We start from the raw sequence: 14,103 nt of genomic DNA on the forward strand, positions 1-14,103 counted from the left end.
TATTCATGGATCAGCATCCTTGCGTGTCTTTTTTAGTGATTCGTGATAACAAGATATTGTTAGAGCAAAGGTCTTTGTTAAAAGAGTCAGATCCGGGTTTGATTGCTATCCCTGGTGGGCATATGGAAGAGGGGGAAACACAAGCGCAAACCCTACACCGTGAAATGGATGAAGAGTTAGCGATAAAGGCGTTGTCGAGCTACTACCTCTGCTCCTTGTATCATAAGGCAACCGAAGAATTGCAGTTAATTCATTATTATGTGGTTAATGGTTGGCAAGGTGAGATAAAAGCACTAGAAGCCGATGAGGTGTTTTGGTCTGAGATAAATACTGCCGATATAGGGCTAGCATCAGATCGAATTGCTTTAAATGAATACTTACGTTTACAGTCATTCTTGGAGCAAAGCGAATAAGCTAGGGTAAAAGTAAGAAGCTGGAGCTGCTTGCAGATTCGGTATCAGGTAAAAAGTTAAGCATTAAAAAAGGGCCTTCAATGAAGGCCCTTTTTCGTTTCTTAGGTAATTAAGGTTTGTTACAACAAACTTAGTGGCCTAGGAAGATGAACTTCAGGATGAATAGCACAGTTAATGCCCATACACCTGCAGAGACTTCATTCGCTTTACCACCACCCACTTTTAGGATGGTGTAAGTTAGGAAGCCAAGCGCAATACCGTTTGCAATAGAGAAGGTGAAAGCCATCATCACAGTAGTTACAACTGCTGGTGCGAATTCAGTTAGATCGTTCCAGTCGATTTTCTTCAAAGAACTCATCATCAACATAGCAACGTAGATAAGAGCACCATCTACTGCGAAGGCTGGTAGCATTTTCGCTAGAGGCAAGAAGAACATACCGAGTAGGAAAAGCACACCGATAGTTACCGCAGTAAGGCCAGTACGACCACCAACAGATACACCCGCTGCAGACTCAGCGTAAGAAGTTACTGGTGGGCAACCAAATGCTGTACCAATTACAGATGAGATAGAGTCAGCTTTAAGAGATTTGCTTAGACCTTCGATGTTGCCATCTTTGTCTTGTAGGTTAGCACGCTCAGCAACACCCATAAGTGTACCGGCGGTATCAAAGATGTTAACGAATAAGAAGGTAACAATGACAGGAATCATAGCAACTTCAAGCGCACCCATTACATCGGCTTTCCAAAGAATAGGTTCAATTGCAGCGAAATCTGGAACAGCTAGCATTCCGCCATAGGCGACGAAACCGGAGGCAGGCGCCCAAGACTTAGCTTCTTCAGCCACAACGAAGAAGTCTGTTGGCAGGATCCAAGTCATGATGAAAGCGACTAACGTTGTGATACCAATACCTAGTACAACCGCACCGAATACTTTACGGTAGCTAAGAACAGCGATCAGGAAGAAACTTAAAAGACCAAGTGCTGGCGCTTCTGGACCAAATTTACCAAAACCAAAGTGTGTTAGGTCAGCAAGTGCTAAAGCGTTATTTGGATCTGGTACTATCACCCCAGTAAAACGTAGACCGATAAAACCAAGGAACAAACCAACACCTGCTGTCATAGCAAGACGTAAGCTCATTGGAATACTATCTAACATCCACTCACGCAATCGCGTCACACTCATTAACACAAAGAGCATGCCTGATATAAAGACAGAACCTAGTGCAATTTCCCAGCTATAGCCCATAGAGCCAACAACAGAGAAGGTGAAGAAAGCGTTAAGGCCCATGCCTGGCGCAAGGCCAACAGGCCAGTTTGCATACAAGCCCATTAGGATGGTGGCAATAGCAGCACCAAGACAAGTGGCTAGGAATAAGCCGTCAAATGGCATGCCTGTTTTTGACATGATGATAGGGTTTAGAACGATGATATAAGACATGGTAACGAAGGTTGTTAAACCTGCCATCATCTCAATTTTTGGAGTGGTCTTGTGAGCAGCAAGTTTAAAGAGGCGTTCTAGAAAGCCACCTTTACTGCCCTGATTATTATCATAAGCTTGGTTAACCTGATTCATAACTACAGTACTCTAATTATTTTAATCGTTTATGCCGCTTCTTTTTATTATAACGGCGCGATTGTTAAGTGATTTTTAAGTAAAAAGCCTCTTAACTGATTCGAGAAAAGAAAGCTGTGTTGGACCTTTCTCTCTCAATACTTGAACGATTGTACAGGTTTTGAACTGGGAATAAAGACTAGTAATTTCACATAGTGGTGGGTTTTACAAAAAGTTTGCACTTTTTATTTTGCGCCACACTTGCCTTTTTTCTTTAATTAAAAAATTGTACAAAAAACAGTATATGAAAGAATAATTTATCTCACGCGAGTGAAATAAAAAGTAGGTTATGAATAAAGTCAAAAAACATGGTTTTCTCACATTATAAAAACTTATTATGATGTGAAATGATATTTTGTTGATTGAATCAGTCGTGTAAGCCCAACGGGGAGATTATAATACAATTAAATAGTTGTTATAAAACAATGATATAGCTTTTTTAGCCTCATTCTCATAAACAGTGTTTATTTTCACTATTGTAAATAAGCCATAAGTTATTAAGTTGTGCTTACGACTTAATATTGAATCGAACTTGTTAACTTCCCCGCAAAACGTTTTCTATAAGCGCCTGGTGTCACGCCAACTCTTTGTTTAAAGAGTTTTCGAAATGAATTCGCATCCTGTAAACCCACTCGATAGGTAATTTGTTCGAACGCTTCTTGGCTCGATTCGAGTAAATGCTTGGCTCTTTCTAAGCGTAAATTTTGTAAGTATTGAATTGGTGTTTGCTGAGTCGCTTCCTTAAATCTTCGAATAAAATTACGCGTGCTCAAACCAAACTCTTGTACCAAGTTTTCCATACTAACTGGCTGATGTAATTGCTTCTCTAGCCAAATCTGTATTTTCAAAATCTCACTATCATGATGGTTCTTTTTAAATGTTGTACTGGCATAGGGGGTTTGGCTGCGGTCGCCAGTATCTACCAATAGTTTTTTTGCGCACTCAGCACCAAGCTGAGGAGAACCAAACTTGCGAATAATATAAAGTAAAAGATCTGCACTGCTGGTTGAGCCGCCTGAGCACATAATCAGGCCGTCATCTGTTACTGTTCTTTCCGTATGTACTTTTACTTTGGGAAAGTGAGTTTGTAATTGTTCGCAAAATAGCCAATGGGTTGTTGCTCTTTTGTTGTCTAATAAGCCTGCCTGTGCGCTAACAAAGGCTCCTGTACAGATATTAGCAATATAGGCACCTTGCTCATGCTGTTCTTTCAGCCACTGGCTTATGGGGGCTAACTGAGGTAATTCGGCCAAAATATTAAACATGAAACCTGGCACTATGATGAGCCTTGGTATGTTTGGGTCTTTGGGAGCGGCTTGGAGAATCGACTTTTCCGGTGTCAGGATTAATCCCCCCGTACTTTGAATACTCTTTCCTGTAAGCGATGCTGTTTCGAATTCAAATGGTTTTTCTTGCGCTTGATGCCTTTCTTCTTTTGATGAGCTCGATTTTTGAGATCTAAGTAAATATTGATGGATAACATTGGCTGTTTCTAAAAACTCCATACTGGCTGCCACACTGGTAGAAGAACAGCGGTCAGCCATTAATATTGTCACCTTCATTCCTATTCTCCGTTAACGCTATTAAGTAAGGCATAAATGACCCTAAACAAGTCATTTATGCCTATGGTTGAGTTTAAAAGCAAGCCATAAACTGATTTAGGCTGGTATCACTAGGTTGGCTTAGTTGCTTTGGGGTGGTGCTTTATTTGTATAAGAAAGGAAATAAGGAGAGGGGAAGAATGAAAAAATTATTATATAGCCTATTAAAAAAGCCTTTTTTTGGTCGTTTCAATAAACCATGGCGCTGGCCAGATGATATTAATCAGGCTGATTGGAAAAGGCTTTCTTTTAAGAGTGAGTCTGGGGCAAAGATCTCTGCGTTAGTGGCTGAATCGCTTACAGAAGACATAAAAGGGGCCGTTTTATTGTGTCATCCTATGGGCGTATCAGCCAAAGGTTTTTGGCTAAGGTACGGCCATGCTCAACTATTGCGTCAGTCTGGCTATCATGTGATGGTTTTTGATTTTAATGGTTTTGGTGAGTCTGGCTCAACGAATATGGACTTCCCGTTAGATGTGTTAGCGGCAGGGAATGCTTTGCAAAACCAGTATCCAAACCTTGCTTTAGGCTTAATAGGGGCATCCTTAGGCGGTGCTATGTCTGTCTGCGCTATGACAAGTCCAACGCACCCTTTTAAAGCTGCTGTGATTGAATCTGCGTTTCCGACACTTATGCATTTTTGGCGACCTTACCCCTTGCCAAAGCTAGCGCTGCAATTTGTGCAGTTGATTTACCCTTCAGGGGAGAAGCGAGTTCGTCCAGTGCACGCTGCTAACATCTTAGCGGGTAGACCTGACATGCTCTTGATTTATGGGGAAGCGGATAAATTTACAACCGTTGCCCATGGAAAGCTTTTATTTGATGCCTTAAAGCGAAATACCGAAGCAGAGTTTTGGCAAGTTGAAGGAGCGACTCATACCCATGCTTATGCCGCTCAGCCAAAAGAGTATGAAAGCCGAGTATTGAGTTTTCTAGAGAAAAGTTTAGTACTCACCTAGATTGTTAAGGAGTAAAGGGTGTTCGCCTTACATTCAGCTCCTTCCTGATGGCAACGCCTTAAACACTTTCTGAATGATCTACTTACTCTTTTTATGAGTAAGTAGATTGAGTTGCTGGTATAGATTTATCGCTATATTGAATGCTCTGCAAGTTACCGCTAACTCGCCTTATTAATATTGGCCCTCAAGTTGCTCATTATCGCTTTTCTCAGACGTTCGTCAGCGCTATTTTTTCGTTAATTCAACTTCTTTGTTGCTTGTGTAGGGTGGGATTTTTTTACTTAAGCAGTGCTCCCTTGTATCTAAATTAGGAAAACTATCGATAGAGATAAGTCAGAATAACTCCTTGCAGTCACAGCTTAGGGGAAGGCTATTTCTTGAAAAGAAGTCGCGTTTGCTAACAGTATCAACTAGTTTGATAGGGAATGCTGAGTAAAAGTGCTCGTACACTGTAGGAGGAAAAAGCTCATTAAGCTGAAGAAGTTATGATTATTGGTTTATTAATGCTTCGCTGTTATTAAATTTAAATAAAAAAAGTTCAAAATTAAATGTTAAGGAAATGTCAGTAAATTGTGAGAAGAATATTAGTTAAATCAGCTTTATTAATATCTTTTTGAAACGTTTTCTTTTTTAGTTATAAAGAATTCACTTTTAAATTATTTTTTTAACTAAGTTGGTTTTAAGGCGTTGTTTTTTATTTAACTAATATGTTTTATTGAGCCCGTGTAAATATTTAAGCTTAGATAAGATAAAGATTAATTTTATAAGTGATTAGCTTGGTTGAGCTAGTTGGAGGTGTGAGTGCGATTAAGTAAAGCTGCAGGTACATTTGATTACCCAATGCGCGTTGCAGGTTATTTATTAGTCATCATTAATGTTTACTTAGCTCGGCTACCTGAACTAGATTCCGCTGATTTGCCTATCTGGTTAACCTTGCTCTTTTTTATTATTTATCCTCATGTTGCTTTTGCGAGTTTTGTCTTAAAGCCCACCGCTAAAACCGAATCTAATAGCCTTTTAGTGGATATGTTATCCATAGGTGTGATGGCAAATTTAGTCTATTTTAACCCTGTCGTATTTCTTCCTTACTATATTGCTAACTCCTCAGCTGTCTACGCCCTTAAGGGGCCTGGGCTTATGCTTAAAGGTCTCATCGCTTTAGTCGCAGGTATGCTAATTTCTATTCCTCTTTTTGGCTTTGAGTTAAATTTAAACTTTAATACTTTGGGTATTATCCCTGCCTTTTTCTACCTTTTTGTCGCCACTCACTATATGGGGTATTTATCGCATTTGAGGGGGGTTGTCCTAAATAAGGCGAAAGCAAAAGCTGAAATACAAGCTAACAGTGATGCCGTGACTAAAATTGCAAACCGGCGCTATTTTGATCTTCGTCTTGATGAAGAGTGGTTACGTAGCTATCGCAGCCAAACACCCTTATCCATGCTTGCAATCGATATAGATCACTTTAAAGCTTACAACGATTTATATGGGCACCCTGTTGGAGATGATTGCCTAAATCAAGTGGCGCAGGCTATTGCTAAACAGGTAACGCGATCGAGTGATGTGGTCGCAAGAACAGGCGGAGAAGAATTTAATATTATTTTGCCTAATACCAATCTTGAAGGGGCACATATAGTCGCCAAAAAAGTTCTCGAATCTATACGTTCTTTAGAGATAGAGCATAATGGCTCAGATGCGGGAGACATAGTGACTGTTTCAGTCGGAGTTTCCTCTGTTATCCCTGTTAGTAGCTTTAGTACGAGAGGGCTTATGTTAGCTACTGACCAAGCCTTGTATCAGGCGAAAGGTGAGGGACGTAATTGCATTGCTGTAAAACCACTCTTTAAATCAAACTTGCCTAGGGTGGATGCATGAATAAGCTGGATGATTTGTCAGTCGAACAAGCCGCCTGGATAAGAAAGTGTATTTACCGTTGTGCTTATCTCATTTGGCCTATTTTTGCTGCCATAGCTGTTTTAAATGCAATTAATAAAAGCGCGTCTTTAGATGCTTTATATTGGTTAGTCTTTGCCTTTATTTTTGCCAAGTTACTTCATTTTATTAGTCAACAAAGTAATAAACCTAATACTTATGTTCTTTATGAACTTCTTGTCGCTGCATTTTTTCAAGGTGCTTTAATTGGGGTTGTTGATATCCAGGTGATACCCAGTTTGGCCATACTTACCCCCATTGTTGCCTTCGCTTTTGTTGGTGGTTGGCTTTACTTTCTTATCAGTCTAGCCAGTTGCTTTTTAGGCTTTGTCCTATACTTTTTCTTTGTCGGGGTCAGCCTGTATGTCGTATCTGACTTTGACCTTAATATAGTGTCAATTGTGGCCATTATTATTTTTCAGGTTGTCTTTACCATGGTTGCCTTAATTAATTATGGCACCTTTGAATCTGAGCCTGATTTACAAGATAGTCATGAGTTTATTGATAAAGCCACAGGCCTTAAAAGTGCCCATTATTTGGATTATGTTTTAGATAATAAGCGTTTTGATTTTTTAACAAGAGATCAACTTAAAGCAAATGAAAAGGTTGATATAAGCCTGTTTTTAATACGAATTGATAAACTCAGCCAATTTTCTGAAGTACGTACCCAAGACATTATGAATAAACAGGTTGCTGAGTTTTCTTATGATTTATTTTATCTCATTAGCAGTAGTGATTTGTTGATTCGCTGGCAAGAAGATCAACTATTGCTAATTTCAGAGAAAAAAGCAGATATTTCAACAGAGCAAAGAGCACAGTCGCTTGTCACCAGTATGCATTCTCATCCTATTAAAGGTGCTGAATTGACGCCTTCGATTTTTTGTACGGATCTGCACTTTATACCTTCTCGTACTCAAAAGGATGACTGGTTCGATAAGATTAAACTTTGCCAAGTTGCTATGTTTAAGCAAGCTCGAGTAAGTAGCTGGCAATTTCTCGATGACACTAGCAGCAAGTCAGAAAATATTAGTTAATAGGTAAATTGATTAGGCAAAAAAAAGCGAACTCATTTGAGTTCGCTAAAATTTGCAGGTCAGTGCAAATGAAACCTTGCTAAAAGAATTCGACTTTGGCGTTACATCTTTTGGTTGCAAATAGTTAAGCCATCTTAAAGCGCTAAACCGTGATACCTCTTCAAGCATAGCCGCTTTTTAGGCTTATGCTTTAGTGAGCTCTTTTTGTACAAGTTAGGTTAGATTTAACTCGTATATGTTGTTTTTTATTAAATGAGCGTTTAATTAAAAAATAATACTCTGCCTAGAATGGCTTTCTGTCAAATTTTAGTCGTAATGAATTTTGTCTTAGTGAGTAGTTGATACTGACCATAAAGAGAAGTTTTAGCAGATTTTACCTTTCAATTTTGACTTTTTTGAAGAATTTTGATGATTTTAAACTTTTTGTTACCGAGTTTTTTATAAAGTAAGTGTGTCGTGAATAGGTTTGTTTGTGTCGTTTTTAGTTTTCTTTGGGTTTGCCTCTTAGTTTGTTTTTATCAACTAGGCTCTGGATTTAAGGAGAGTGTTTTGTTTTACCTTGAGTTGACTATAGGTGTCGACTTTACTCTTTCAGTCCACACTTTGTTTTTAATTAAGGTTTTTTCAAGATGACAATGATGAGTATTAGTCGCTTCTCCAAGCGCTTTAATTTATCTCGTAGTACCTTGCTCTATTACGAACGTATTGGTTTATTAATGCCCTGTACTCGCTCTCAGCATGGCTATCGCTATTATGGTGAAAAAGCCGAGTTAAGGTTGCAGAGCATATTGGCATATAAGGCATATGGGATTGAATTAGGGAAAATTGCCCATTTAATCGATAGCCAAAATGAAGATGGACAAAAACAAGCCTTACAAGATCAGTTTAAAGCATTAGAAACTGAAATTAACCAGTTAAGGGAGCAGCAAAAAGCCATTGTGATGGCGCTTGAGGAAACTGATTTAACGCCTTCTACTCAATTAGATAAGTTTCGTTGGGTAGCCATAATGAGAGCCGCTGGTTTTGATGATGATGCGATGAAAGAATGGCATCAAAAGTTTGAAAAAATGGAGCCAGATGCGCATCAAGACTTTCTTAAAAGCCTGCAAATAGATGATGAAGAGATAGTTAAAATTCGCCAGTATAAATAAGTAAGTTTAAAAGACTTGCTTCATTCAAAATAACCTTCAAGAAACACTAATTTCAATTGCTTAAAATAAGGTACATTTATCTTAGTTGTTGAATTAATTCAATTTATTATTCTTTTTAGGAAACGTCAGTTTCCAATAGGAAATATTGAGTGTTAAAAATTACAATATACTGCAACTTTTCTTTCGTATAGAGGAAAAAACTAATTTTTGCCATTAACAAAGTGGATTGCTAGTGATATCTTGCCCCCCGTAAAAATTAATCAAATTTTACAAATATAAAAATAGAATCGAAATTAATTTAGGAGATAGGGTTTGCAATCAGTTTTAGACTTTTTGAACGGTATTATTTGGAGTCCGGCTCTAATATACCTTTGTCTTGCGGCAGGTTTATTTTATTCAGTTATCACACGCTTTGTGCAGGTGAGACTGATTAAAGAGATGTGGCGCCTATTGATGAATAATAAGGGCTCTAAAGAAGGGATTTCTTCTTTCCAAGCATTGGCTGTTTCTCTATCAGGCCGTGTTGGTACAGGTAATATTGCTGGTGTTGCAGCAGCGATCGGTTTTGGTGGACCAGGTGCTGTATTCTGGATGTGGGTTGTTGCTTTCTTGGGTGCAGCGACAGCGTATACAGAATCGACTTTAGCGCAGATTTATAAAGAAAGTGATGAAGGCCAATATCGTGGTGGCCCTGCTTACTATCTAGAAAAAGTAACAGGCCAAAAATGGTATGCTGTACTTTTCGCAATAGCGACTATCGTTGCTTGTGGTGTAATGCTACCAGGTGTTCAGTCTAACAGTATCGGTAATGCAGTAGAACTAGCCTTCGGTTCTGGCTCTATGATAGACACTGGCATTGGTGTGATCAGCTCAACCAAAATTATGACAGCGATTGCTGTTGTTGCGGTTCTAGGCTTCATCATTTTTGGTGGTGTTAAGCGTATTGCACGTTTCACAGAAGTAATCGTTCCTTTCATGGCATTTGCTTATATCGTGATTGCTTGTGTCATCATCATTCTTAACTTTGATCAAGTACCTGTTGTTATTGGTATGATTCTTGGTGATGCTTTTACTCCTATGGCGGGTATTGGTGCTGCAATTGGTTGGGGTGTAAAACGTGGTGTTTACTCTAACGAAGCAGGTCAAGGTACAGGTCCTCATGCTGCAGCGGCGGCTGAAGTAGATCACCCTGCACAGCAAGGTCTAGTTCAGGCTTTCTCTGTTTATATCGATACATTATTTGTATGTTCTGCAACAGCTTTCATGATTCTTATCACAGGTGCTTATAACGTGCACGGTGTGGGTGACATCATGTTGGTTCAGAACATTGCATCTGATATTGCGGCAAACAGCCCAGCTTATACTCAGATGGCGGTTGAAAGTGTCTTGCCTGGCGTGGGTAAACCTTTCATTGCATTAGCTTTGTTCTTCTTCTCTTTCACAACGATTTTAGCTTACTACTATATTGCTGAAACAAACGTTGCTTATATCCATCGTACAGTTAGAGTGCCTGGCCTGACTTTCTTGTTGAAAGTTGCGCTTATGTTTGCAACTTTCTACGGTACATTGAAAGCCGCTAACCTAGCTTGGGCTATGGGTGATGTGGGTGTAGGTCTAATGGCATGGTTGAACATTGTTGGTATTCTTGCCATCTTCTTCTTGGGTCGTCCTGCGATTAAAGCTTTGAAAGACTATGAAGAACAACGTAAAGCGAAAGTTGAAAAGTATACTTTCGATCCTAAGAAACTAGGCATCAAAAATGCTGATTTCTGGGAAGAGAAAAACAAGTAAGTATTAGTGTAAAGTTCGGCCTTAAGTGCCCACTTGATCTAATCATTAAAAAGCCCTGAGAGTGATGCTCTTAGGGCTTTTTTTATGGATGGTGTGTTGCAGTATAAAAGAGCTAAATTGCCATGACTTTGTTACGACCTGATTGCTTAGCTTGAAACAGCGCATGTTCAGCCCGTTTTAAAATATAGTCCTTGGTGTCATTGTCGAGGTATTCAGATGCACCTAAGGATATGGTGAGGTTGTTAACTGATTGCCCAGTTTGCTTATTTGTGAGAATAAGATCTCCTATATTGATGCGGATCGCTTCGGCGAGACTTGAGGCATTATCAAGGTTGATTTGAGGTAATACCAAGGCAAATTTTCCTCCGCTAAAACGATAGATTTCACCTATGCTAGAACACTCGTTACGAACTTTTTGAGCAATAAGTTGCAATACTTTATCACCAGTTTTCGTACCATAGGTTTGGTTGAAGGCTTTGAAGTGATCGATGTCGATCAGAATAAGAGAAAAATAACATTTCTGCTTAATTAACGCCGTTATCACCTCATCAAAGGCTGTTCTATTGGAAATGCCTGTCAGCTCATCAATGTTATGTTCCATTTCAAACTCAGCTAAAAGCTGTTTTAAATCTTGAATCTCTTTAGTTTGCTGAGCGAGTTTTTCATGGAGCTGTAAGGAGATTTTTTTGATTTGAGTACAATAACTGACTAAGTCTCGAATGGTATTAACTATGTAGCTCAAATCCTGATTATGCTCATGGCTATCCTTATTTAGATGCTCAAAATCTATTTCGCCACGGTTAAACTGATCCTCTAACTGACTGGCTTGTTCAATAAGCCCTTGATCAGAGAGTTCGCTATTCTCATCTTGGCTCTGTTTACTAATATTACCTAATTGATGTTGTAGTTTATTTAATTTGTGTTCTGCAGATTGGCTACAAAAGGTATGGATGAGGGCGTCGCAGTCTTCGAGTGATAGGGCTGATTTTCTTAATAATATGGCATCAACTTGTTCATTTAACAGCAGGTTACTCTGCTTCATATAGGTATACCAAAGGTTATAGTAGTGCGGGGTTATTGGTATATTTTGTTGTTGCATGATGGGGATGGTTAATTTGAAAATAGTTGCCGAATTTTCTAAATTATCTTGAAACATGGGTCTGTACCAATGATCTGTGCTAAGAATCTAGATAACCGTCCTGTTAAAGATTGTTTAGGCAAAGAGTAGATTGATCAACATGCTATTGATCGCTTTATAGGGCCTTCTTACCAAGTTTTCACCTTAAATTATAAGACATAATTGAGTGTTTATTGAACAGTTTTTAATTCTGTAAATAGATCAATGAGTAAGCTTGGGAGCCTGCGGTTAAGTCATCTCTTCTCAGTCTTGCCAGAAAAAGTATCAAGCAAGGCGTCACTTTGATGTAATGTAGGTACCTTTCGAGAAGTGACAACACAGGGTGTTACTGTTTCTGCAAGACCCGAAGGGCGTGGTCTAAAGGCTTCATCTTTAAGTTGCGCGCCTCGCTATAAATCTAGTTGCTTATGTTCACACGCTGGGGCGAGAGGACTTATTCGCAGGTTCCCTTGGTGCCCTTTTAAGCCTTTTGACCTATAATGCGCGACAAATTTATTTTTGGAGCTTTCATGTCTGTTTTAACTCCCTACAACGCACTATTAAATGCACTTGAGCAAGCAAATCTAGTGCAGAATGAGCTTGCCCGTATTTTTCATGGGAGAGGGCACTGCTATGAAGGGTTAGAGCATATTAACTTAGATTTTTATCCGCCGTTTCTCTTCTTAGTGTCTTATCAAGTGATTGATGAAACTGAGCTTGCAGCCTTAGCGGATGCTATTTGGCAAAAAGTACCAGAGGTAGAAGGCAAGGTTGAAGGGTTAGTCTTTCAACAAAGAGCAGGGCGAGATACCAAAAACCAAGTGTTTTATGGTGAGCTTCCTCAACCTCATATCATTAAAGAGCAAGGGATTCAGTATCAGGTCGATTTGCTAAAGCATCAAAATACAGGAATCTTCCCTGATATGTATAACGGTCGTGCTTTTGTGATGGAAAATGCAAAAGCGAAGAAGGTGCTTAATCTCTTTTCTTATACTTGTGGCTTTTCTTTAGCTGCGATGCAAGGTGGTGCTACTTCTGTTGTGAATATGGATATGAACAATGGCGTATTAAAACAAGGCAAAATTAATCATAAGTTAAATGGCTTTGTGAAAGAGGTAAGCTTTTACCCTCATGATATTTTAAAGTCCTTTGGTAAATTGAAAAAAACAGGACCTTTTGACCTAGTAATTATCGACCCTCCAAGCTTTCAAAAAGGCAGTTTTGAGCTAACAAAAGATTATCAAAAAATTCTAAGACGTTTACCTGAGATAGTGAATCACGATGCTCAACTGTTGTTATGTGCCAATAGCCCAGACTTATCTGAAAAGGCGTTTATTGCGTTGATTGCTGAACATGCTGGAAATGATTTTATCTTCGATCACAGGTTGGAAAACAGCCAAGGTTTTCCTGAAAAGGATAATGATAGGAACCTGAAAGCACTTGTTTATAAATATAAAAAGCCTCACGAAGAATAAAAGCAAAGTGCTATAAAAGGCTCAGTACTAACTTACAGAGGATTAGTTTATAGCACCTTAATTTTAGGGAATTAATTTTCAGAGCATTTTCTTTCAAGTCATTTATTTTCAGAGCTAAGCTGCTTTATAAACTGCATAGCAGCGAGCTTGTCTTTAGTGCGATCAGGATAGATAAGGTAGTAAGCCTTTTTGAGCGGTAGTGTGATAGGGCTTAACTTGATCAGTTGGCCTGATTTCACCTCATTTTGTATTAATAAATCCTGCCCTAATAAGAGGCCTTTGCCTTGTATTGCCGCCTCTATCGCCATGCTAGATAAGTTAAATTGTGGCCCTTTGTTAGGCTCATTATCTTGAAAACCGGCTGCACTCAACCATTCCTTCCAGCCGGGCAAAAATTGATTATCATCTCCCCAATCAATATTAATCATGGGAAGTGTCAGTAAAGTATTTAAACCCTTTTCTAGCTGCCCATTAACAAGAGCGGGGCTTGCAACCAGACTGACATTATCATGAAAAATGAGTTGATGATTTAATGATTCTTCTTGCTCTCCAAAGCTGATGCAAGCATCACAATTACTTAAGTTAAAATCTATGTGAGAGTGACTGGCTTCCACCCGTATTTCTAACTCAGGGTTCACCTGCATGGCATCTAATACCTTAGGCATTAACCATTTAGTCGCCACCGAAGGAAAGGCGTGAAGCGTAAAGATATCATGCTGCTTTAATTGCCTAAGACTAGCCTGGCCTTGTTTGAGTTTCTCAACCGCTTGCTCAGCAAAATACAGATACTGCTGACCTGCTTGGGTTAACTCAACTCCTTGTTTAGAACGCTGAAATAGTGACACATCTAATTGCTCTTCAAGCTGCTTAATTTGTTGACTCACCGCGGCTGGAGTAAGGCAAAGTAGCTTGGCTGTTTTGGCAAAACTAGCTGTTTGTGCAGCATTTATAAATGTCAGTAAGCTGTTTGTACTGGGGAGCTTTAACATAGTTTGCCTTAATATTAATAGGATAGTGG

At 39.1% G+C, this 14,103-nt stretch carries 11 protein-coding genes; 7 read left to right on the forward strand and 4 right to left on the reverse strand.

The window, feature by feature from the left end; translation table 11 throughout:
* The first annotated feature begins 5 nt into the window (after positions 1-5).
* A complete protein-coding gene (locus tag TW85_RS06555; protein WP_046016277.1) occupies positions 6-413 on the forward strand; it encodes an NUDIX domain-containing protein in 408 nt (135 codons plus the stop codon).
* A 130-nt stretch (positions 414-543) separates the two neighbouring features.
* Here the strand turns inward: TW85_RS06555 and TW85_RS06560 are convergent, their stop codons facing one another.
* Both TW85_RS06560 and TW85_RS06565 read right to left on the reverse strand, forming a co-directional pair.
* Positions 544-1,986, reverse strand: coding sequence for an NCS2 family permease (locus TW85_RS06560; protein ID WP_046016278.1), 1,443 nt, complete (start codon positions 1,984-1,986; stop codon positions 544-546).
* A gap of 554 nt (positions 1,987-2,540) precedes the next feature.
* The gene (locus TW85_RS06565; RefSeq protein ID WP_046016279.1) at positions 2,541-3,587 is read right to left on the reverse strand and encodes a helix-turn-helix domain-containing protein; all 1,047 of its coding nucleotides are present in this window, start codon (positions 3,585-3,587) and stop codon (positions 2,541-2,543) included.
* 179 nt (positions 3,588-3,766) lie between these two features.
* Between TW85_RS06565 and TW85_RS06570 the strand changes: the two genes are divergently transcribed.
* The 5 genes from TW85_RS06570 (at position 3,767) to TW85_RS06590 (ending at position 10,493) form a co-directional block, all read left to right on the forward strand.
* The gene (locus TW85_RS06570) at positions 3,767-4,585 is read left to right on the forward strand and encodes an alpha/beta fold hydrolase (RefSeq protein ID WP_046016280.1); all 819 of its coding nucleotides are present in this window, start codon (positions 3,767-3,769) and stop codon (positions 4,583-4,585) included.
* Between the two features lie 801 nt (positions 4,586-5,386).
* Complete coding sequence (locus tag TW85_RS25360) at positions 5,387-6,460, forward strand: diguanylate cyclase (RefSeq protein WP_052701955.1); 1,074 nt, start codon at positions 5,387-5,389, stop codon at positions 6,458-6,460.
* Positions 6,457-7,551: an MASE2 domain-containing protein gene (locus TW85_RS06580; protein ID WP_046016281.1), complete on the forward strand. Its 1,095-nt coding sequence runs from the start codon at positions 6,457-6,459 to the stop codon at positions 7,549-7,551. Before TW85_RS25360 ends, TW85_RS06580 begins: the two co-directional genes overlap by 4 nt.
* A 629-nt stretch (positions 7,552-8,180) precedes the next feature.
* On the forward strand, positions 8,181-8,702 hold the full coding sequence (locus tag TW85_RS06585; protein ID WP_238326175.1) for a MerR family transcriptional regulator: 522 nt from the start codon (positions 8,181-8,183) through the stop codon (positions 8,700-8,702).
* A gap of 312 nt (positions 8,703-9,014) precedes the next feature.
* Entirely contained in the window at positions 9,015-10,493 is a 1,479-nt protein-coding gene (locus TW85_RS06590; RefSeq protein ID WP_046016282.1) for an alanine/glycine:cation symporter family protein, read from the forward strand.
* A gap of 112 nt (positions 10,494-10,605) precedes the next feature.
* Here TW85_RS06590 and TW85_RS06595 read toward each other — a convergent pair whose 3' ends face one another.
* Positions 10,606-11,649, reverse strand: coding sequence for a GGDEF domain-containing protein (locus TW85_RS06595; protein WP_046016283.1), 1,044 nt, complete (start codon positions 11,647-11,649; stop codon positions 10,606-10,608).
* A 491-nt stretch (positions 11,650-12,140) separates the two neighbouring features.
* On the opposite strand from TW85_RS06595, the gene TW85_RS06600 reads away from it, so the two are divergent.
* Positions 12,141-13,085 (forward strand): class I SAM-dependent methyltransferase, encoded by a 945-nt coding sequence (locus TW85_RS06600; RefSeq protein WP_046016284.1) that lies wholly within the window; start codon positions 12,141-12,143, stop codon positions 13,083-13,085.
* A gap of 98 nt (positions 13,086-13,183) precedes the next feature.
* On the opposite strand, the gene TW85_RS06605 is transcribed toward TW85_RS06600, so the two are convergent.
* On the reverse strand, positions 13,184-14,074 hold the full coding sequence (locus TW85_RS06605; protein WP_046016285.1) for a LysR family transcriptional regulator: 891 nt from the start codon (positions 14,072-14,074) through the stop codon (positions 13,184-13,186).
* Positions 14,075-14,103 lie beyond the last annotated feature (29 nt).

The sequence above is a fragment of the Marinomonas sp. S3726 genome (genome assembly GCF_000967665.1).
Lineage (GTDB): Bacteria > Pseudomonadota > Gammaproteobacteria > Pseudomonadales > Marinomonadaceae > Marinomonas.

Excerpts from the sequence above, each read along its gene's own strand:
- TW85_RS06595 (WP_046016283.1), bottom strand. The coding sequence starts at position 11,649 with ATGTTTCAAGATAATTTAGAAAATTCGGCAACTATTTTCAAATTAACC.
- TW85_RS06580 (WP_046016281.1), top strand. The coding sequence starts at position 6,457 with ATGAATAAGCTGGATGATTTGTCAGTCGAACAAGCCGCCTGGATAAGA.
- TW85_RS06605 (WP_046016285.1), bottom strand. The coding sequence starts at position 14,074 with ATGTTAAAGCTCCCCAGTACAAACAGCTTACTGACATTTATAAATGCT.
- TW85_RS06555 (WP_046016277.1), top strand. The coding sequence starts at position 6 with ATGGATCAGCATCCTTGCGTGTCTTTTTTAGTGATTCGTGATAACAAG.
- TW85_RS06565 (WP_046016279.1), bottom strand. The coding sequence starts at position 3,587 with ATGAAGGTGACAATATTAATGGCTGACCGCTGTTCTTCTACCAGTGTG.
- TW85_RS06570 (WP_046016280.1), top strand. The coding sequence starts at position 3,767 with ATGAAAAAATTATTATATAGCCTATTAAAAAAGCCTTTTTTTGGTCGT.
- TW85_RS06585 (WP_238326175.1), top strand. The coding sequence starts at position 8,181 with ATGACAATGATGAGTATTAGTCGCTTCTCCAAGCGCTTTAATTTATCT.
- TW85_RS06560 (WP_046016278.1), bottom strand. The coding sequence starts at position 1,986 with ATGAATCAGGTTAACCAAGCTTATGATAATAATCAGGGCAGTAAAGGT.
- TW85_RS06600 (WP_046016284.1), top strand. The coding sequence starts at position 12,141 with ATGTCTGTTTTAACTCCCTACAACGCACTATTAAATGCACTTGAGCAA.